Genomic DNA, 18,119 nt, shown 5'->3' with positions numbered 1-18,119 from the left:
CAGTCAGTCTATTCGCTTCGTGCCAGAATCGATTTGCTCATCTTTGGACGGTTCTTTGCATCCGTTATTTACCGCACTTTTTGGTCGGGAAATAGAGAGTACCAGCCAGATTTCACCGCCTGTTAAAGATGTTTAATTAAGACTTTCATTATGAACCTGTTATGTAATCGGAACATTTCACTGTGATAAGTGTATCAACTGTGATTATTGAGAATAATGGGGCTAAAATGATTGCTTCTATGAACTCTTCTCATGATTAATTTCTTAGCCAACACACTTAGGGAATACGGGTGCTTAAAGAAAACTTTAATGAACTTCAGCTCTTTCTGGCCGTGGCGCGGGAGCGAAGTTTTACCCGGGCGGCGGCCAAACTTGGTGTTTCCCAGTCAGCCCTGAGCCATGCCATGAAGGCGCTGGAGGCCAGACTTAATATCCGTCTGCTGACACGCACCACGCGCAGCGTGGCACCTACGGAAGCGGGGGAGAGGATCATCGCCTGTCTGGAGCCTCGTCTGACAGAGCTGGAACAGGAACTGGAACAGCTGGTGCAGCTTAACGGCGTGGCGGCCGGGAATATTCGTATCTCAGCCGGAGAGCATGCGGCGAAAAGCCTGGTGTGGCCGAAACTCAAACCATTCCTGCGTGAATATCCCGAAATTAATGTTGAACTGGTTGTTGATAACGGCTTTGTAAATATCGTCGAAGGCCGTTTTGATGCGGGCGTTCGCCTCGGAGAAAGCCTCGATAAAGATATGGTCGCGGTGCGCATCGGCCCAGACCTGCGGCTGGTCGTGGTGGGTTCGCCCGACTATTTTACCCGCTATGGCATTCCTGATACCCCACACGATCTTCAGCGCCATCGCTGTATCAATATGCGTCTTCCGACGTTGGGCGGCTTATATCAGTGGGAGTTTGAAAAAGACGGAAAACCGCTTCAGGTAAAGGTGGATGGCCAGCTTACCTTCAATCACCTCTCTGAAAGAATCGATGCGGCAGAAGACGGCTTCGGCCTGTCGTTTGTTCCTGAAGACATGATTCAGCAGCAGCTTGAATCAGGAACACTCATTGAGGTATTGCAGGAGTGGAGCCCGGTATTTCCCGGTTATTACCTTTATTATCCCAGTAGAAAACAGCACCCACCGGCCTTTGCCTTAATGATTGATACGTTACGCTATAGCGCTTAAAAAAAATCACCGGAGCTCATTCGGGTGGTCAGCGCCATAGCTGCACTGGCCAAAGTGAAAAGGGTGATAATCCAGCCCATCGTCCATTGGGTTCCATCGCTGAACATCGCCAACAGCAATGATGAAACGATGCCACTGCCGTACTGGAGTGAACCAATCAGTGCCGAAGCCGACCCCGCAGCATTCGGAGCGGCATCCAGCGCGGCGGCCGTTGCGGTGGCAGCAATAATGCCATTCATTGAAAACAGGATGAAGATTGCGAGAGCAATTAGGCCGATTCCACCGACATCCAGTTTTGTCGCAACCGCCAGCATCAGGGACGCAGTAGCGGCAATCAGTACTGCACCTTTTAAGAGCGTTTCCAGAGGGTAACGTTGCACCAGGCGACGGTTAATCGCACTTAGCCCCATTCAATGTTGACGGCAAACAACCAACCGTAATGCTGCGGATCAACATGGAAATAGGTGATATCGCGGGAACGCTGGGAGATTTGATCAAGGAGGGAAAAATACGTCACTATGGCTTATCCAAGTTAGTGGAAGGGTCTTATGAACATATTTATCATTGAAGGCAATTTAACATAATATACATTATGCGAACCAACATAATCTCAAAGGAAATCTACGCTTTCGCATTCATGATTACCCTGGTCAATGAGCGGCTTGAAAAGCTATATTTTGCGTTGCAATCCCCTTGATGCCATCACATCAAGTCACATAAGCCAACCTGCAGGTTTAAACACAGTTTAACGACGTCTGATATACTTCAACCTTTTCACGCCCCCGCTGTAAACCTATGGAAATTGAATTAGATAAAAGTTATAGAGAACGAATTTTCCATGCCGTCATTTTTGAAGTAACGGCCAACACTATCATCGCATTGTCTCTGGCATGGTTGATGAACGTTTCCGTACTCCAGTCTGGCTCGTTATCCGCGATCTCCGCACTTACCGCCACCGCATGGAATTTTCTCTTCAACAAACTCTTTGACTCCCTGCAGAAAAAACACCGCTTTCAACGTACATTCCTCGTGAGAGCTATCCATGCGGTTGGCTTTGAAACAGGACTTATCGTCACCCTGATCCCCGTGGCTATGTTTATGCTGGATTTAAGCATCACAGAAGCATTTTTTGTTGAGATTGGTCTTGTGCTCTTTTTCCTGCCATACACGATGCTGTACAACTGGCTTTACGACTACCTGCGTTGGACCTTTGTGGGACGAAAACGATCCGTAATGTAGCAATTACCAATCTTCTTAATGCACGATACTTCTTGTGTGTGCACGATATTGCCGGCTATCATTCCGTTTAGTCACTAGCAAACCTGCAAGCTCATGCAAAAACACGTAACGAGGTATCTATGACACAACAGCTAATTTTAATTGCCGGGCCCTATCGAAGCGGCACTGATGGCAATCAGGCTCGTATTGATGAGAATCTTGCCCGTCTTGAACGCGCGGCCTTAGATATTTACCAGAGAGGTCACGTCCCGGTGATTGGGGAGTGGCTGGCCCTTCCGCTGGCGACGGCCGCGGGCTCGAAATCGTTGGGAGATGAGATCGCGGAATCAATGCTTTACCACGTTGCTCACCGGCTCATCACCAAATGCGATGCGATTTATCGTATTGCCGGTGCGTCTAAGGGGGCGGATATGGACGTTGACGTGGCCCGGAAACTTGGCCTTAAGGTCTATACTACGCTAGAGAGCATTCCTCAGGCTTAACGTAACCGAGCCAGTCAGTTATCTGGCTGGCTCATGCCGTAGCCAGCACGACCGATACCCCTTTTTCCGATAGCGCGTTCACCCAGTCACGATCGGTATCGTCCTCGACAACAATGGTATTCGCCAGGGATACATCGCCAATCACAAACGAAGACGCGGTGTTAATTTTTTCCGGCGAAGCCAGAACGACCGTCTCGGCGGCTCTGCCGGAAAATGCACGTTTGATGCACGCCTCTTCGAAATCGCCGGTCGTCAGCCCTGCTTCGGGATGGATCCCGGTAACGCCCATAAAGAACAGATCCGCATGAATATTTTCGATGCCTTCAATGGCCGCCGCGCCGACGGCGACAATCGAGTGTTTATACAACCGGCCGCCAATCAGAATCACCTCTATAGACGGATGATCGACAAGCCCCAGGGCAATGCTCGGGCTGTGCGTCACCACGGTGATACGCAGATCGGGCGGTAAGAAGGTAATCAGCTCCGAGGTGGTCGTTCCACCGTCAACAATCACCACCTGACCCGAAGAGATCAGCTGCGCGCCCTTCTGCGCCACCTTTTTTTTGGCATCCATTTTGACGGACTGACGTTCCGCAAAAGGCACAATAGCGGAAGACGACGGCAGCGCGCCGCCGTGAACGCGCTGCAAACGCCCTTCTGCCGCCAGTTCGCGTAAGTCGCGCCGAATGGTGTCTTCAGAGACATCGAAGATAATGCTGAGCGCTTTAGACTGGACCTGGCCCTCGGCGCCGAGCTTTTCAAGGATCAATTGTTTTCGCTGACTGGTGAGCATCTTAATTCCTGATGTTGCATGTTTTATCTTGATTGTGCACGATAATGCTGTTTATTATGATTACTCTACGTAAGGAGAGACAAACGTGCAATCAAAACGTGCAGATGTGCGCATCATCAACGGTGAAGTGCTGTCAAATAACTGGTATGTCCTTAAGAAATACACCTTTGACCTGCAGCGACGTGACGGCGAATGGCAGCGACAGCAGCGGGAAGTCTATGACCGCGGGAACGGTGCGACTATCCTGCTCTACAACCGTGATAAAAAGACGGTGATCCTGACTCGCCAGTTCCGCTTCCCCGTCTTTATTAACGGTCATGAGGACGACTTAATTGAAGCCGCCGCGGGGCTGCTGGACAACATGGATCCCGAAAGCCGCATAAAAGCAGAAGCGGAAGAAGAGACGGGATACCAGGTTTCAGGCGTGCAGAAAATCTTTGAAGCCTATATGAGCCCGGGTTCCGTCACGGAAAAACTCTATTTCTATCTTGCCGAATACCAGCCGAAAGACAAAACCGGCGCAGGTGGCGGGATCAAGGCTGAAGGAGAAGATATCGACGTGCTGGAAATGACGCTTGAAGAAGCGTTACGCGGCATTGAAACGGGCAGGATTGTCGACGGGAAGACCATTATGCTCCTCTATCATGTTGCGCTGAAAGGCATTCTGTAATCTGCTCCTGTTCCGACGCCTGCCTCAGTGCGGGTGTCGGCCTGTGCTATTCTTGCTGGTACACGCAAAACGGAGATCTGAAGATGGCCGACTGGAATCCTTCTCTTTACCTGCAATACGGCGCGGAAAGAACGCGTCCTGCCGCTGAGTTGCTCGCCAGAGTTCCTCTGGATGAGGTTTCAAACATCGCCGATCTGGGCTGCGGGCCAGGAAACAGCACCGCGTTGTTGAAGCACCGCTGGCCGTCGGCACAGATTACCGGGGTCGATAACTCCCCTGCAATGCTCGAGGAAGCGCGCACCGCGTTACCCGATTGCCGTTTTGTTGAGGCCGATATCCGCCAGTACAAGCCTGGCCAGCCGCTGAATCTGATCTACGCTAACGCATCGCTACAGTGGATCCCAGACCATTACGATCTCCTGCCGCACCTTGTTTCTCTGCTGGCGCTGAATGGCGTATTGGCGATCCAGATGCCAGACAACTGGCTTGAGCCGACTCACGTAGCGATGCGCGAAGTGGCGCTTGAGCAAGACTACCCCGATCGCGGCCGGGAACCTCTGCCGGGCGTGCACGCCTATTACGACATTTTGTCGGAGGCGGGCTGTGAGGTGGATATCTGGCGGACAACCTATTTCCATAAAATGCGCTCCCACCAGGCCATCATTGACTGGGTCAGCGCCACCGGCTTGCGCCCGTGGCTTCAGGAACTGAATGAGAGCGAGCAGAAACGTTTCCTGAAACGCTACCATGAGCTCCTGGAAGAGCAGTATCCGCTCCAGGAAAACGGGCAGATACTGCTACCTTTCCCGCGGCTGTTTATTGTGGCTCAGCGTCAGCCCTGAACGGGGCTAAGACCGGGCCTCTTTGAGCAGCTGCTGGATAACCTTTTCCTGCTGCTCATAATCGCCTTCGCCAAATGCGGTATAGCGCAGCTGGCCTTTGGCATCGAAATAGTAATGCGCTGGCCAGTACTGGTTGCCGAAAGCGTTCCAGATTTGGTAGTTGTTATCCGTCACCACCCGATACGGCAGCTGCCATTTATTGACCGCGTTTTTCACCGAGGCGAGCGGTTTTTCCCAGGGATATTCCGGCGTGTGAACCCCAATCACGACCAGCCCCTGCGGCTGGTACTTCGCGGCCCAATCTCGCACATGCGGGAGCGTGTGCTGGCAGTTAATACAGTCCCAGGTCCAGAAATCAATCAGCACCACCTTCCCTCGCAGGGATTCAGACGTGACAGGGTCACCGTTTATCCACCCGGTTCCCCCGCTCAATGAGGGCAACTGGCTGCTGGGCTTTGTCATCACGACCGGCTGGAGCTTCACCGGCACGTTGGTCGGTTTCACCAGCGTCAGAAGCCTTGTCTCCAGACGCTCCGCGATGCCGTTTGCCCCTCTGAGGAGCGACGTCATCCCTGTGGCGTTGAGCACTACAGCTGCCAGCATCACCACGCCCGCCCCCTGCCGCAGCTTTGCCATCAGCGCCGATTTAGCTCTTAACGGCGCCATCAGCCTGCGGCCTCCTGAAACGAGCAGGCCCAGCATCAGCGCGCAACCGCTGCCATAGGCCGCCAACAGCGCGCCCGTCGCAATGGCGGAATGCCCCGCAATATTAATGCTGAATATCGCCCCCAGAATGGGCCCGGCGCAGGGAGACCAGAGTAGCCCGACCGCAAGCCCGGCCAGAAAAGCCGATGCCATACCGCGCGTTCTGCCGCTTCGGGTGTTGAGCATATTACCCGCGCTGACGGCTGGCCCTGCAATACGCTGGGCGAATGACGGAGAAATTAACGCCAGCGCGGCCACGCCCAGGATGACGAGGGCGACCCAGCGTCCGACGAGGGTTGCCTCGGCGATCCATGCGCTGGCGACGGTGACAACCATCGCCACGAGGGTGAACATCACGATCATCCCCGCAAGCAGGGCCAGAATATGGCGTCGCTGCCCCTGAAAACCGGCGAACAGAAGCGGGATAACCGGGAGCGTACATGGACTGAGCAGGCTTATCATCCCGCCCAGAAAAGCGATTACCAGAAACATAGAAACCTCACGATAGAAGTCCTGCGACGCTGCAGTGAGGCTATTTCATCGTGCGGATGTATTCAGGATATGTGTAAAAACGCGGATTTTGTCTGGCCCTGTATCCCCCTCGGCGGGAGATACAAAACCGTACAATTCGCTAGCGGCGCGGTAGCGTAATGGATACGTCAAGCCCGCCTCCGGCCCGGTTCGCCAGGTGGAGCTTCCCGTCCAGCTGAGCGGTGAGCTGCGCGGCAATGGCAAGGCCGAGGCCGGTTCCGCCGGTATCGCGGTTGCGCGATGTTTCAACCCGATAAAACGGCTGCAATACCGCCTCAAGCTCGGCCTCGGGGATCCCCGGTCCGCCGTCCGTAATGTGAATAATCACCTGTGCGGCAGATGACGCATCAAGGGTAATGACGGCATACTCCCCGAACTTCAGGGCGTTATCCAGCAGGTTGGTCATCACCCGGCGAAGGGCCTGCGGGCGGGTAACAATCGGTAAGCGGACTTCGCCTGCCTGAAACTGCACGTTTTTACCGATGTCCTGATAATCGCTGGCGATGCTGTTGACCCATGCGTTCAGCTCCAGCTTCAGGGTCGTCTCTTCCAGGGATTCTGATGACCGGGCATACGCAATGCCCTCCCGCACCAGGCGCGACATGTTATCAAGGTCGTTCAGGAGCTTGTCGCGCAGTTCAGGCTGTTCCGTCATTTCGACCCGCAGCTTCATGCGGGTAATTGGCGTCTGGAGGTCGTGGGAAATGGAGGCCAGGATCTGCGCCCGCTCCTTAAGGTAAGACTGAATGCGTGCCTGCATGGCGTTGAACGCATGGGCTGCCCGCTTAACTTCCAGCGGCCCTTTCTCTGCCATTGGCGTGGTGGCTCCCGGTTCGAGGGAGTCAACCGCACGGGTAAACTGTGAAAAAGGCCGCACGACCTGGCGCACGGCAAACCAGGCGCATGCCGCGAGCAGCAGCAGCTGCAGGATGAGCACCACGGGCAGCCAGCTGGCGACCGGCGGCATGCGCGGGATGAGGTCAATGGTCAGCGGCGAGCCATCGCGTAGCGTAAGATGCGCCTGGATGTGGGAAACGGCGCCGGGAACGGCGGTGAAGCTGAGCGGATACTCTGCCGCAAGCGTCGCTTTTAAGGTACGGATAGCATCCTGCGAACGCGTATCCGTCGGCGCCGGGCCGGGCTCACCTGAGCCCAGAATATAACGATAGTTACCCCGTTCCAGCCGCGGCAGCCAGGCGGCGCGTTCGCTGGCCGGTAGCCGGTCTAAAATGGCGACGCTGGTTGCGACGTCGTTTTCCAGATTACCGAGCATCACCGAGCGGGCGCTGTGCATGCGTTCAATCATGACCAGCGTCAGGCTCAGGGCGTTAGCCAGCAGCAGGCCGGGCAGCACGACGATCAGCAAACGGGCCAGCAGAGAACGCGGCCAAAACCTCATTCGTGAGCCTCTTTAATCGTGACCGCCATGGTAAAAACGTAGCCTTCGCTGCGCACGGTTTTGATGTAGGCGGGCGTGCGGGCATCTTCATTCAGGCGCTGGCGAACCCGGCTAACCAGCAGGTCGATAGAACGTTCAAACAGCTCGGCGTCGCGCCCCTGCGTCAGGTTGAGCAGCTGATCGCGGGTCAGCACCCGCTGAGGATGATCGAGGAAAACGCGCAGCAGGCGATATTCCGCCCCGCTTAGCGCGACAATCATCCCTTCCGGATCGATTAAGTGCCGGGCGACGGTATCGAGTTGCCATTCACCAAACGTCACCAGCCGCCCTGCTTCGGTCACCTGTAGATTGGGCGGCATTGTACGAAAACGGCGTAAAATCGCTTTGATACGCGCCAGCAGCTCGCGCGCAACAAATGGCTTCACCACGTAGTCATCGGCTCCCATCTCCAGCCCCAGGATCCTGTCCGTCTCCTCATTGCGCGCCGTCAGCATCAGAATAGGCAGATCTTTATGTTTGCCGCTGCGCAGCTGCCGACATAGCGTAAGACCGTCATCACCGGGCATCATGACGTCCAGCACCACCAGGTCGATATGCTGTTTATCCAGCACGACGCGCATCTCTTTGCCGTTGGCCGCCCCCGTCGCGCGATAACCAGACTTGCCGAGATAATCGACGATCAGTTCACGGATATCCCGGTCGTCATCGACGATAAGGATATGATCAATATGCTCCACCGAAATCTCCAGACCGAAGGGTAACGTATTGAAAATAGCACATTTCAGAGTTTATCTGCGTCGACCACCGCTTTGACGAATTCCTGCGGATCTTCCTGCGGCGGATTGTGTCCTACGGTCGCCCCAAAGGTGCGGTGTTCATACTTACCGGTAAATTTACCCGCGTAGGCCTGCGGTGCCGGATGCGGCGCGCCGTTGTTTCCGCCTTCGATGGTGATCGTCGGTACGGTGATGTTCGGCAGCGTGGCCAGTTTTTTCTCGTAGCCGTCGTATTTGCGCTCGCCTTTCTCCAGCCCTAAGCGCCAGCGATAGTTGCTGAGCGTCACCGCGACGTGATCCGGGTTATCGAGCGATTTAGCGCTGGCGCTAAAGGTTGCGTCGCTGAATTTCCAGTCAGGCGAGGCCTGCGACCAGATCAATCGCGCAAAGTCATGCGTGTTTTTAGCATAGCCTTGCGCACCGCGCGCGGTGGCAAAGTAGAACTGATACCACCACTGCTGCTGGCTTTTGGCGGCAGCGGCTGTTTGCCAATCTGCTGGCTGCTGATGAGGTATCCACTCACCGAAACGAGCGACTTCACGCGCTCTGGCCATAAGGCCGCAACGATATCTGCCGTACGCGCCCCCCAGTCATATCCTGCAAATACCGCCTGTTTGATATTCAGGGCATCCATCAGGTTCACAACATCTTTTGCCATGGCCGAAGGCTGCCCGTTGCGCGGCGTTTTGGCTGACAGAAAGCGTGTGGTGCCGTAGCCGCGCAGAGAAGGCACAATCACCCGGTAGCCTTTTGCCGCCAGCGCGGGCGCGACGTCGGCATAGCTGTGAATATCGTAGGGCCAGCCGTGCAGTAAAATAACCGGCTGGCCGTCTTTCGGGCCAATGTCGACATAACCGACGTTCAGATCGCCAGCGTTAATTTGCTGTGGACGATCGAAGGCCGCGGCGAAGCTGGTACCGGTGACGTCGGCCTGACAGGACATCACGGTACCAAGCGAAACGGTCAGTGCGAGGGTTGAGTAAGCGAGTTTGCTGAACATGTTGGTATCTCCGGTTGAGTACAATTCACGGGGATATAACAACACTGCAGTGTATTGCGAATATGTGCGAAAGCGGGTTTATTGCAAGCCTGTGTATGTATGTGGAACGCTGATACAGTACGATACAAACGCAGGCGTTTTGGTCTTAAAGGGAGAGGCGATAGCGGACGTAATCGTCGGCTTCACCATATTTGTCATAAAGTTTACGCGCCGGATTGTTCTCCCGGGTGACCCAGTACAGTTTCGACCACCCTTCGCGCTTGCCCTCCTCAATCAAAGCGTCGATGAGCGCCTTACCGGCACCCGCCCCGCGTTCGGCAGCATCAACAAACAGATCTTCCAGGTAGCAGATGGGGGCCGTTGACCAGGTGCCTTCGTGCAGAACGCACATGGCGAAACCGATGACCTTTTCGTCCTTCTCCACCACGCGGCAGAACATCGACGATTGCGCTGAGAGCGCCCTTTCCCACGTTGATGCGGTGACGGATTCCTCAAGGTAGCAATCATAAAAATGGGTATAGCCGTCCCACAGCGGTCGCCATTGGAGGTAATCGTCTTCACGCAGCGGTCTTACCGTAATTGCCATGTGTTCCTCACATTAGACATTAATCGCCATTTCGAAACAGTGTAATATGAAACTCATTGATATTTTAGCACCCAGTAGGCCGGGTAAGCGCAGCGCCACCCGGCAAGATAACGCCTAAACAGGGAGATCCGCGGATGACAATTCCGACGTTGACGACAGAACGCCTGCTGCTAAAACCGCTGGTTGCCGAAGATGCTATCCAGATACAGAAGCTGTATCCACGCTGGGAGATCGTGCGTTATATGGTCTCTTCCGTGCCCTGGCCCTACCCGGATAACGGCGCGGAAAACTATGTTAACAACGTGGCGCTACCGGATATGGCGAAAGGGATTGCCTGGTTCTGGAGCATCCGACGACGCGAGGTACCGGATGAACTGATGGGCATTATTTGCCTGTACGACGTCGAGGACAACAACCGTGGTTTCTGGCTCGCGCCGGAGTTCCAGGGCAAAGGATATATGCGCGAGGCCAGCATTGCGGCGACGGATTACTGGTTCAATACGCTACATAAACCCGTATTACGTGCGCCGAAGGCAGCCGCCAACGGCCGCTCGCGTCGTATTTCAGACAGCAGCGGCATGCGGCTCATCAGGACGGAGAAGAAAGCCTACGTCAGCGGCATGCTGGATTCCGAACTGTGGGAGATCACCCGCGACGAGTGGAACGCCCGTCAGGTCAGCTGATAGTGCTTATCCGGCATCAGCCTTTCCGGAATGCTCTCTTCGTCGTTCATCTGCAGCAGATCGCGTTCCATATTGTTGCAGATAGCGTCCAGCGGCAGATCGTTATCTTCCGTGCCAAACGGGTCTTCCAGCTCTTCCGCCAGGGTGTCCAGCGAGATAAAGGTATAGGAGATCAACGCGGAGACAAACGGCGTCATGTAATGCAGGTCCACAACCAGCGCGAACGGCAGCATGATGCAGAACAGATACACCGTGCGGTGCAAAATCAGCGTATAGGCAAACGGCACCGGCGTTGTCGCAATGCGTTCGCATCCGGAAAGGACGATGGACATATCGTTCAGACGGTTGTTCAGGCTATGGAACAGGATGTCCGAAAGCTGCCCATTACGCCGCCGCACGGCCAGCCACTCACCCATGATCAGCAAAATACGGTTGGCCGGTGAGCTGGCGGCCATTACGTTACGTAAATCATCCGCAGCAAGATAGCGAGAAAGCTGCCCGGCGGTCAGCTCACGGCGCAGGGTCATGCGCAGGCAGTTGGCAAAAGCAATTTGCAGACGGACGAATTCGCCAAGGTGCTTATCGTCGGGCAAGGTGTTTTTTACCTCGCGAAACAGCGAGCGGGCCGCTATCATCAACTGCCCCCAGAGCAGGCGAGCCTCAACGTAGCGTGCATAGCAGGCGTTGTTCCTGAAACCCAAAAAGATGGCAATCGCCACGCCGAGAATGCTGAATGGCGCCACGGTAAATTTGATGCCCAGCGAGGTATACCAGGGCAGCATCAGGATTACGGCGATAGAGAGCAGGAAGTTGAGCAACAGTCGGGTATAGATTTTAGGAAGTACCGAACCGTGCCAGACAAAAATCAGTTGGAGCCAGTGCTGTTTAGGACGAACAATCATAGTGAGTTTCAGGAAAGGAAAGAGCTCGGCTATTAAACGTGATCCCCCTCACAGTTGCAAGCATGTTAACGAAACATTGAATTTTCTCACCTGCTAGGCAATAACCGCACGGTGCTGCATCTGTTTTTAAAAACAGGGTAAATAGTATGTTGTAACTAAAATAAGGGGTATTTAAACCCGGCCGAAGCCGGGTAAAGTCATTAGCAAAGCGGTTTCACCGCTGCGCGCATCCCCTTCAGCAGAATGGCATCGAGATCCAGCGTGACCTGGTCGACAAGTCCGGCCACCTGCGTCAGATCCTGTTCCCAGTGCTCGCTCACGCTCAGTACAGCCTGCACCAGATCACGCGTGGTCAACTGCTGGTCCCGGTGCTGCGCCCAAAGCTGCTGATAACGTTCCAGCCAGAATGCATCATCCTGCACCGGATAGCTCTCCCCGTTACGCTCCGCGCGATAAAACGCGATGAGCGCCGCCAGGGCAAAGGTCAGGCGCGCAGGTAAGCGTCCGGTTGCCTCCTGCCCCGCCAGCAGCTGTGGCAGGAGGCGGGTACGGTATTTAGTCATGCCGTTGAGCGCAATGGACAGCAGCTGGTGTCTGATGTAGGGATTGCGAAAACGCCCTGTTACCGCACGGGCAAAAGATTCCAGCTCGTCGCGCGGCAGATCGAGGACCGGAATAATCTCCTGATAAATCGCTTTTTCGACAAACGCGCAAATCTCCGCATCGTTCATCGCCTCGCCCACCGTATCCAGACCCGCCTGGAAAGCCACCGGCACCAGCGCCGTGTGAGCACCGTTCAGGATGGCGACCTTGCGCGCCTTGTAGGGCTTGATGTCGTCGACAATCAGCACATTTAACGGATACCGATCGAGACGAAGTTCCTGAGCGAGAGAGGCTGGCCCCTGGATAACGAACAGATAGAAGTGTTCCGCCGTGTCCAGGAACCCATCGTGATAACCCAGCTCGGCTTCCAGCGTAGCCGCTTCGTCGCGCGGGTAACCGGTTACGATACGGTCAACCAGCGTTGAGCAGAACGTGTTTGCCTGATTAAGCCACTGGATGAAAGCGGCGGGTAACGCCCACTCCTGCGCATAGCGTAAGACCAGCTCGCGCAGGGCCTCGCCGTTATAGTCAATCAGTTCGCACGGAATGATGATCCAGCCTTTGTCTGTCGCTCCCTTGAAGTAGCTAAAGCGCTCAAACAGCAGTCGCGTCAGCTTCGCCGGATAGCTCACCGCTGGCGCATCGTCGAATCTGTCACCCGCGTGATAGCTGATGCCCGCTTCGGTGGTGTTCGAGAACACAAAGCGCATATCCGGATTGTGGGCCAGCGCCAGAAATGCGTCATAGTCGTCATAAACGCTGATTTCCCGGTTCACGGAGCGGATAAGGCGGGCGTCACTCACCGCCTCACCCTGCTCGTTCAGGCCACGAATAATCGTCGTGTACAACCCGTCCTGCGTACTTAGCGACGGCGGAAAGTCGCTCTTGATAGGACGGACGACAACCACGCCAGCGTTCAGGTCGGTATGTTCGTTGAGCAGGTCGATTTGCCAGTCGATGAAGGCGCGCAGGAAATTGCCTTCACCAAACTGAATGATGCGTTCGGGGTATTGAGCACCGGGAAAATCATGACGGTTGAGCGTGTTCACAAGGGGGTTCCTTTTATGATTAGTCATACAGCCTGATAAGATTGGTACGATAACTTATCAAAACTTAACGACCAGAAACCCTGTTTTGATCAATCCGCCGCGTAGTTGTGCAAAATAATTATAAGAACTTATAAAAGAGTGACGTGGCCGTCATGGCGCCGTCCGGCATCAGGGCATAGCGAGGGATCTCACCCACCTTTTGCCAGCCGGCTCGCTGATAGAACGTCTCAGCGCCGCTGCCTGTAGCGGTATCGAGCACCAGAACGGAAATCTCTCTAGCCCTGGCCTCAGCCTCCAGCGCTTCCATCAGTGCCATCGCGGCCCCTTTCCGACGCGCTTTCTTGTGAACCAAAAGCTTTGCCACATCGGCCCTGTGCGGCTGGTTTTCCGGCTGGTCCGTGATCAGCTGCACCGTTCCGATGACGCCGTCCCGATCGTCAAAACAGGCAAGCACGAGACGCTCGCCTCGCGCTGCGCTTTGAGCAATGCCGCGCCAGAAAATACGGGCCTTATCGAGGCTATAAGGGAGCATAAAGCTGACGGATGCCCCGCCGTTTACGCAGTTTTCGAGGATCCCGGCCAGCGCGTCCAGGTGCGCAAGGATTGTTTCCCCGGTGAGGATTTTGACTTGCAGTGAGGTATTCATTGTTTTTCCTTACGTTGAATACGCTCACTATGTATTTAACAAAATATTAACGCAAGCGGTTCGGACATAGGCTTTCGTTATGTCACCGGGCGCGCTGTCGCTGCTGCTTCATGGCGTACATCTTTTCATCCGCATCCTTCAACCACTGCTGCAGGTCGTTGCCGTTATGATCGAATTCGCTTAGCCCCCACGAAAATAAAAGCGACCAGGGATGCAGCCTGCGCGCGTTATAGTTTTCGACCTGTTCGGCGAGATACTGCATGGCAATCCAGGCGCCCTGTTCATCCGTATCGGCAAACAGCACGGCGAACTCGTCCCCGCCAAAACGCACCAGCAGATCCGCTTCACGGAAAGAGGTGCGCATCAGCTGCGCCATGGCCTTCAGCGCCTTATCCCCCTCTTCATGCCCGTAGCGATCGTTGATCTCCTTGAAGCGATCCAAATCCAGCCAGCCGAGCGTCAGCGGCTCGGCCCGGCGTCGGGCGACCGAAAGCGTGAACCGAACCAGTTGATTAAAGCCCCGGCGGTTGAATAAGCCGGTTAATTCATCCGTTGTCGCCGCGCTGATGGCGGCAAACTCATCCTCAGCAAGCGCGCCAAGATCGCCAAGAACGGCGAGATCGGCTGCCGAAAACTCCCTGGGGGCATAGTCAATCAGGCAGAGCGAGCCGACGCTTGCACCGTCACGCAGGCGCAGCGGGAACCCCGCGTAAAAACGCACCCGAGGCTCACCGGCCACCAGCGGATTATCCGCAAAACGATCGTCCTGAAGCATATCCCCCACCACCAGCGGCGTTTCGGCGAGGATCGTATGGCCACAAAATGAGATATTACGCGGAACGGAACCGGGTGCCTGCCCATCAGCCGACTTAACGATGAGCGAGTGCTCATCAATGAGATTGACCATCGCCAGCGGTACCTGGAAGAAGCGTTTTGCCAGGCGCGTTAAGCGGTCAAACGCCGGGGAACTGTCGATCTCAAGCAGGCCTGATTCACGAAGCGAGTTGAGTCTGTCTGTTTCATTTTCAGGGGTTGCAGGTGCTTTCATAATGTCTCCTGACGTAAAGCCTTACTAAAAGCGTAGCTTAAACAGAGACATTGTCAGTGTCCCCACATCCTGTTAAGCCGCTTACTATTCACGTCAATGCCTTATGACGATTAACGCAGCTAAGATTCATTTCCGGATGGCGCGGCAATGTGCTCGTCCGACACCCGGGCGCTGGTACGGTTTCGCCCCGCTTTTTTGGAACGATAGAGATGATCGTCCGCTTCGGCCATGAGCTTGTTGAAGACCTCGGTCAACTGCCAGGCCTCGGCCTTCCCGCTTCCGAGGCCAATACTGACCGTCAGAGAGAGCGTCTGATTCCGCCAGGTAAACGGATGGCTGGCAACGGTCGCGCGGATACGTTCGGCCAGTTCAAATCCGCGCTGCGCATCGCCAGAGTTCACCACCACCGCGAACTCTTCACCGCCCATCCTCGCGACCATACCGTCTTCGCCAACAACCTGCTGAACCTGACGGGCAAACGACGCCAGCACGCGGTCGCCGCACTCGTGGCCGTAGTTATCGTTAATGCTTTTAAAGTAATCAATATCCAGCAGCATGACGGTCAGAAAACGGGAATGCCGGTACGTCTCTTCCTGTTTTAACGCCTCATAGAGCCCGGAACGCGAATAGACGTGCGTGAGAAAGTCATAATCCGCCCTCAGTGAAACCTGGCGGATGAGGGAATTAATGGCTGCCATGCTGACGGATACCATCACCGGACAGATCGCCATCGTGGCAATGCCCAGCCGGACTGAAAACATCATTGGCGTCGTAAAGGGCGTCGCCACGGCAATATTAATAATCGCGTTGGCGACAAGAATGATTTCAGTCGCGCCGGTAATAAACGTCAGCAGACAGGTCGCGGGCAATGGGTAGCGAACCGCACACCAGATAAGCGCCGGTAGCGGAAAACAGAGGCTGCCCGCGCCGCCGATCGCCACCGACGCGGCCACCGAGACGATCAGCGCAATCACCGGCAGCAGTCTCTCCAGACGTAACCTGAGCGCGTCCCCGGGCATACGCAACGTGAGCATACAGGGCACTACCAGCACGCCGGTTGAGAACTGTTCGCTGAACCAGTCGGCAAACAGCGGCCAGAAGGTGTTACGGTCAATCCCGACCGAGCCCAGCGCGCCGAGCAAGGCGCACAGCAGCGCGGCAATCAGGCAGTAGTTAAACAGGCGCAATGCGTTAAGCGGATCGGGGGTTTTCTTCATCAACCGCCTGTCACGCTGAATCAGCACGGCCACAACGACGATGAAGACCATGTTCGACAGGTTGATCGTCACGGAGGCGATACCCCAGCTCGTCGTCACCGCGTCGTACAGCAGCATGGCGACGTAGGATACCGCGTAGTAATGCAGGCGATTCAGGTAAACATAGCGGGCAAAGATCCCTGCCATTACGCCATTTAGCGGCCAGAACAGCGACAAGGCCTCCACGAGACGCAATTCCGCACCCACAAAATAAAATAAGGTGGTGAGAATAAAGATCGTCGCGGCATTTCGCAGCGGCGTGTCGGGCTGGAACGGCCTGAAAGCGGTAAGGGCAGATCGCATCAAATATCATTCCATGTGATGGCTTATGGCAATAATTGCGGTCGTCAGCATGATCGGGGCTCACTTGGGATGCATCTATAACACAAATATAACGGGAGCATAACTCGTCAAATTTAGGCGTTCATTTGCAGTACCAGCCAGTGATGAATAACGCTGACGATATAATACCGTTGCTGCGCGGTGAGCGTGACGCCCTGCGGAATATTATGCCATTTTTCCAGACAGCCCCGACAGCAGGTGGCGGTGGCATGCTGGGCGATAAATACCGGGTGACCTCGCATCGGCGTCTGCTTGCCGTCGTTTACGGGGTGAGCGGGCGCAAGCCGCTTTTCAATAAAATCAGCGGCGTGCTGGTCAATGGTTTCGGGACCTTTGTCCCAGCAGTACCGTCGTTCCTTCTCGCCTAAGCGAAAGCGCGAGCGAAATGTCGATCCCGCCAGGCGGGAAAAAAGAGGATCCAGATCGGACATCAGTATACCGAACGTCCCAGACGCTGGGTCAGTTTCTCCAGAACCGCCACGCCTGCAAGCGAATTTCCCGTTTCATCCAGCTCCGGGCTCCACACGGCTATCGCCATTTCATGGGGCACGATCGCCACCACTCCGCCGCCAACGCCGGATTTAGCCGGAAGCCCAACCCGCCAGGCAAACTCACCGGCGTTTTGATACATCCCGCTGGTCGCCATCAGGGCGTTTACCTGGCGCGCCTGCAGCGGAGAAACGACCTCCTGATCGAGATGCGGCGCGTGCCCCTGGTGTGCCAGGAACAGGAACGTCTGGGCCAGCTCAACGCAGCTCATTTTCAGCGCGCAGTAGTGGAAGTAGTTTTGCAGCACCGTCGCCACGTCGTTATGGAAATTGCCGAAGGATTTCATCAGCCACGCGATGGCCGCGTTACGGGCGGAGTGTTCAAACTCCGAGCGGGCAACAACCGGGTCGTAGGCTATATCGTCCACGCCCGAGAGCTGGCGAACGATCTCAAGCATGCGCTGGCGCGGCGCGCTGAGGCGGCTTTGCAGCATATCGCACACCACCAGCGCCCCGGCGTTAATAAAGGGGTTTCGCGGTTTACCCTGTTCAATTTCGAGCTGAAGCAGGGAGTTAAACGGCTGGCCGGACGGATCTTTGCCCACGCGCTGCCAGATCTCTTCCTCTTCATACTGGCGCATCGCCGCAACCAGGCTCAGCACTTTCGAAATGGACTGAATGGAAAAACGTTCAGTGGCATCGCCTGCCTGGAACCGCTGTCCGTCGATGGTACAGATAGCAATTCCCAGCTTGTTCCCGCTCACCGAGGCAAGGGCCGGAATATAGTCGGCAACCTTCCCCTTTCCAATTAACGGACGAACCTGCGCCAGAATCTCGTCCAACATTTCATTATGGATGACCGCAGCCACACTTTGCTCCTTGCCCTCAGGCTAAA

18 protein-coding genes and 2 pseudogenes are annotated in these 18,119 nt (G+C 55.4%); 6 read left to right on the top strand and 14 right to left on the bottom strand.

Features of this window, described 5'->3' with window-relative positions; genetic code table 11:
• Window positions 1-290 precede the first annotated feature (290 nt).
• Window positions 291-1,184, top strand: coding sequence for a LysR family transcriptional regulator (locus tag FY206_RS12515; RefSeq protein ID WP_032640123.1), 894 nt, complete (start codon window positions 291-293; stop codon window positions 1,182-1,184).
• Here the strand turns inward: FY206_RS12515 and FY206_RS12510 are convergent.
• Window positions 1,181-1,653: pseudogene (locus tag FY206_RS12510) on the bottom strand (MFS transporter); the annotation flags it as partial. The gene FY206_RS12515 and the pseudogene FY206_RS12510 sit on opposite strands and share 4 nt — an antisense overlap.
• 326 nt (window positions 1,654-1,979) lie before the next feature.
• Here FY206_RS12510 and FY206_RS12505 point away from each other — a divergent pair.
• Both FY206_RS12505 and FY206_RS12500 read left to right on the top strand, forming a co-directional pair.
• Window positions 1,980-2,423 (top strand): PACE efflux transporter, encoded by a 444-nt coding sequence (locus FY206_RS12505; protein ID WP_032640125.1) that lies wholly within the window; start codon window positions 1,980-1,982, stop codon window positions 2,421-2,423.
• A 119-nt stretch (window positions 2,424-2,542) separates the two neighbouring features.
• Window positions 2,543-2,905, top strand: a complete 363-nt coding sequence (locus FY206_RS12500) for a TIR domain-containing protein (protein WP_032640127.1) — start codon at window positions 2,543-2,545, stop codon at window positions 2,903-2,905.
• A gap of 31 nt (window positions 2,906-2,936) precedes the next feature.
• Here FY206_RS12500 and FY206_RS12495 read toward each other — a convergent pair whose 3' ends face one another.
• Window positions 2,937-3,698, bottom strand: coding sequence for a DeoR/GlpR family DNA-binding transcription regulator (locus FY206_RS12495; protein WP_032640129.1), 762 nt, complete (start codon window positions 3,696-3,698; stop codon window positions 2,937-2,939).
• 85 nt (window positions 3,699-3,783) lie between these two features.
• On the opposite strand from FY206_RS12495, the gene FY206_RS12490 reads away from it, so the two are divergent.
• Both FY206_RS12490 and tam read left to right on the top strand, forming a co-directional pair.
• Entirely contained in the window at window positions 3,784-4,368 is a 585-nt protein-coding gene (locus FY206_RS12490) for an NUDIX hydrolase (protein WP_032640131.1), read from the top strand.
• Between the two features lie 83 nt (window positions 4,369-4,451).
• Window positions 4,452-5,210 carry a trans-aconitate 2-methyltransferase gene (tam, locus tag FY206_RS12485; RefSeq protein ID WP_032640133.1) on the top strand — a complete coding sequence of 253 codons (759 nt, stop codon included), beginning with the start codon at window positions 4,452-4,454 and terminating at the stop codon, window positions 5,208-5,210.
• Window positions 5,211-5,216: 6 nt separating this feature from the next.
• Here tam and FY206_RS12480 read toward each other — a convergent pair whose 3' ends face one another.
• The 5 genes and pseudogenes from FY206_RS12480 to FY206_RS12460 form a co-directional block, all read right to left on the bottom strand.
• The gene (locus tag FY206_RS12480) at window positions 5,217-6,407 is read right to left on the bottom strand and encodes a cytochrome c biogenesis protein/redoxin (RefSeq protein ID WP_032640136.1); all 1,191 of its coding nucleotides are present in this window, start codon (window positions 6,405-6,407) and stop codon (window positions 5,217-5,219) included.
• Window positions 6,408-6,546: 139 nt separating this feature from the next.
• Window positions 6,547-7,845 carry an ATP-binding protein gene (locus tag FY206_RS12475; RefSeq protein WP_032640138.1) on the bottom strand — a complete coding sequence of 433 codons (1,299 nt, stop codon included), beginning with the start codon at window positions 7,843-7,845 and terminating at the stop codon, window positions 6,547-6,549.
• Entirely contained in the window at window positions 7,842-8,582 is a 741-nt protein-coding gene (locus FY206_RS12470) for a response regulator (protein WP_032640140.1), read from the bottom strand. The genes FY206_RS12475 and FY206_RS12470 overlap by 4 nt, the downstream gene beginning before the upstream one ends.
• Window positions 8,583-8,626: 44 nt before the next feature.
• Window positions 8,627-9,621, bottom strand: a pseudogene (locus FY206_RS12465) (alpha/beta fold hydrolase).
• Between the two features lie 145 nt (window positions 9,622-9,766).
• The gene (locus FY206_RS12460) at window positions 9,767-10,207 is read right to left on the bottom strand and encodes a GNAT family N-acetyltransferase (protein WP_032640142.1); all 441 of its coding nucleotides are present in this window, start codon (window positions 10,205-10,207) and stop codon (window positions 9,767-9,769) included.
• 134 nt (window positions 10,208-10,341) lie between these two features.
• On the opposite strand from FY206_RS12460, the gene FY206_RS12455 reads away from it, so the two are divergent.
• Complete coding sequence (locus FY206_RS12455; RefSeq protein WP_032640144.1) at window positions 10,342-10,890, top strand: GNAT family N-acetyltransferase; 549 nt, start codon at window positions 10,342-10,344, stop codon at window positions 10,888-10,890.
• Here FY206_RS12455 and FY206_RS12450 read toward each other — a convergent pair.
• The 7 genes from FY206_RS12450 to glsB all read right to left on the bottom strand — a co-directional run bounded on the left by FY206_RS12450 (window position 10,878) and on the right by glsB (window position 18,093).
• Window positions 10,878-11,792 carry a bestrophin family protein gene (locus tag FY206_RS12450; RefSeq protein WP_032640145.1) on the bottom strand — a complete coding sequence of 305 codons (915 nt, stop codon included), beginning with the start codon at window positions 11,790-11,792 and terminating at the stop codon, window positions 10,878-10,880. The two genes, FY206_RS12455 and FY206_RS12450, sit on opposite strands and share 13 nt — an antisense overlap.
• Before the next feature lie 200 nt (window positions 11,793-11,992).
• Entirely contained in the window at window positions 11,993-13,444 is a 1,452-nt protein-coding gene (locus FY206_RS12445; protein WP_032640147.1) for a tagaturonate reductase, read from the bottom strand.
• 118 nt (window positions 13,445-13,562) lie between these two features.
• Window positions 13,563-14,090, bottom strand: coding sequence for a GNAT family N-acetyltransferase (locus FY206_RS12440; protein ID WP_077064013.1), 528 nt, complete (start codon window positions 14,088-14,090; stop codon window positions 13,563-13,565).
• 82 nt (window positions 14,091-14,172) lie between these two features.
• Window positions 14,173-15,138, bottom strand: coding sequence for a sensor domain-containing diguanylate cyclase (locus tag FY206_RS12435; RefSeq protein WP_032640151.1), 966 nt, complete (start codon window positions 15,136-15,138; stop codon window positions 14,173-14,175).
• Between the two features lie 119 nt (window positions 15,139-15,257).
• Window positions 15,258-16,697: a GGDEF domain-containing protein gene (locus tag FY206_RS12430; RefSeq protein WP_077064012.1), complete on the bottom strand. Its 1,440-nt coding sequence runs from the start codon at window positions 16,695-16,697 to the stop codon at window positions 15,258-15,260.
• Between the two features lie 113 nt (window positions 16,698-16,810).
• Complete coding sequence (locus FY206_RS12425; RefSeq protein WP_032640157.1) at window positions 16,811-17,167, bottom strand: DUF4186 domain-containing protein; 357 nt, start codon at window positions 17,165-17,167, stop codon at window positions 16,811-16,813.
• Complete coding sequence (gene glsB / locus FY206_RS12420; protein WP_032640159.1) at window positions 17,167-18,093, bottom strand: glutaminase B; 927 nt, start codon at window positions 18,091-18,093, stop codon at window positions 17,167-17,169. The genes FY206_RS12425 and glsB overlap by 1 nt, the downstream gene beginning before the upstream one ends.
• Between the last annotated feature and the right edge of the window lie 26 nt (window positions 18,094-18,119).

Source organism: Enterobacter chengduensis (genome assembly GCF_001984825.2).
In the GTDB taxonomy this organism is placed as follows: domain Bacteria; phylum Pseudomonadota; class Gammaproteobacteria; order Enterobacterales; family Enterobacteriaceae; genus Enterobacter; species Enterobacter chengduensis.
Note: the sequence above shows the minus strand (reverse complement) of the source record. Positions and strands in the feature narration are given on the sequence as shown.

Excerpts from the sequence above, each read along its gene's own strand:
- tam (WP_032640133.1), top strand. The coding sequence starts at position 4,452 with ATGGCCGACTGGAATCCTTCTCTTTACCTGCAATACGGCGCGGAAAGA.
- FY206_RS12430 (WP_077064012.1), bottom strand. The coding sequence starts at position 16,697 with ATGCGATCTGCCCTTACCGCTTTCAGGCCGTTCCAGCCCGACACGCCG.
- FY206_RS12435 (WP_032640151.1), bottom strand. The coding sequence starts at position 15,138 with ATGAAAGCACCTGCAACCCCTGAAAATGAAACAGACAGACTCAACTCG.
- FY206_RS12505 (WP_032640125.1), top strand. The coding sequence starts at position 1,980 with ATGGAAATTGAATTAGATAAAAGTTATAGAGAACGAATTTTCCATGCC.
- FY206_RS12450 (WP_032640145.1), bottom strand. The coding sequence starts at position 11,792 with ATGATTGTTCGTCCTAAACAGCACTGGCTCCAACTGATTTTTGTCTGG.
- FY206_RS12425 (WP_032640157.1), bottom strand. The coding sequence starts at position 17,167 with ATGTCCGATCTGGATCCTCTTTTTTCCCGCCTGGCGGGATCGACATTT.
- FY206_RS12460 (WP_032640142.1), bottom strand. The coding sequence starts at position 10,207 with ATGGCAATTACGGTAAGACCGCTGCGTGAAGACGATTACCTCCAATGG.
- FY206_RS12475 (WP_032640138.1), bottom strand. The coding sequence starts at position 7,845 with ATGAGGTTTTGGCCGCGTTCTCTGCTGGCCCGTTTGCTGATCGTCGTG.
- FY206_RS12500 (WP_032640127.1), top strand. The coding sequence starts at position 2,543 with ATGACACAACAGCTAATTTTAATTGCCGGGCCCTATCGAAGCGGCACT.
- FY206_RS12455 (WP_032640144.1), top strand. The coding sequence starts at position 10,342 with ATGACAATTCCGACGTTGACGACAGAACGCCTGCTGCTAAAACCGCTG.
- FY206_RS12495 (WP_032640129.1), bottom strand. The coding sequence starts at position 3,698 with ATGCTCACCAGTCAGCGAAAACAATTGATCCTTGAAAAGCTCGGCGCC.
- FY206_RS12480 (WP_032640136.1), bottom strand. The coding sequence starts at position 6,407 with ATGTTTCTGGTAATCGCTTTTCTGGGCGGGATGATAAGCCTGCTCAGT.
- FY206_RS12440 (WP_077064013.1), bottom strand. The coding sequence starts at position 14,090 with ATGAATACCTCACTGCAAGTCAAAATCCTCACCGGGGAAACAATCCTT.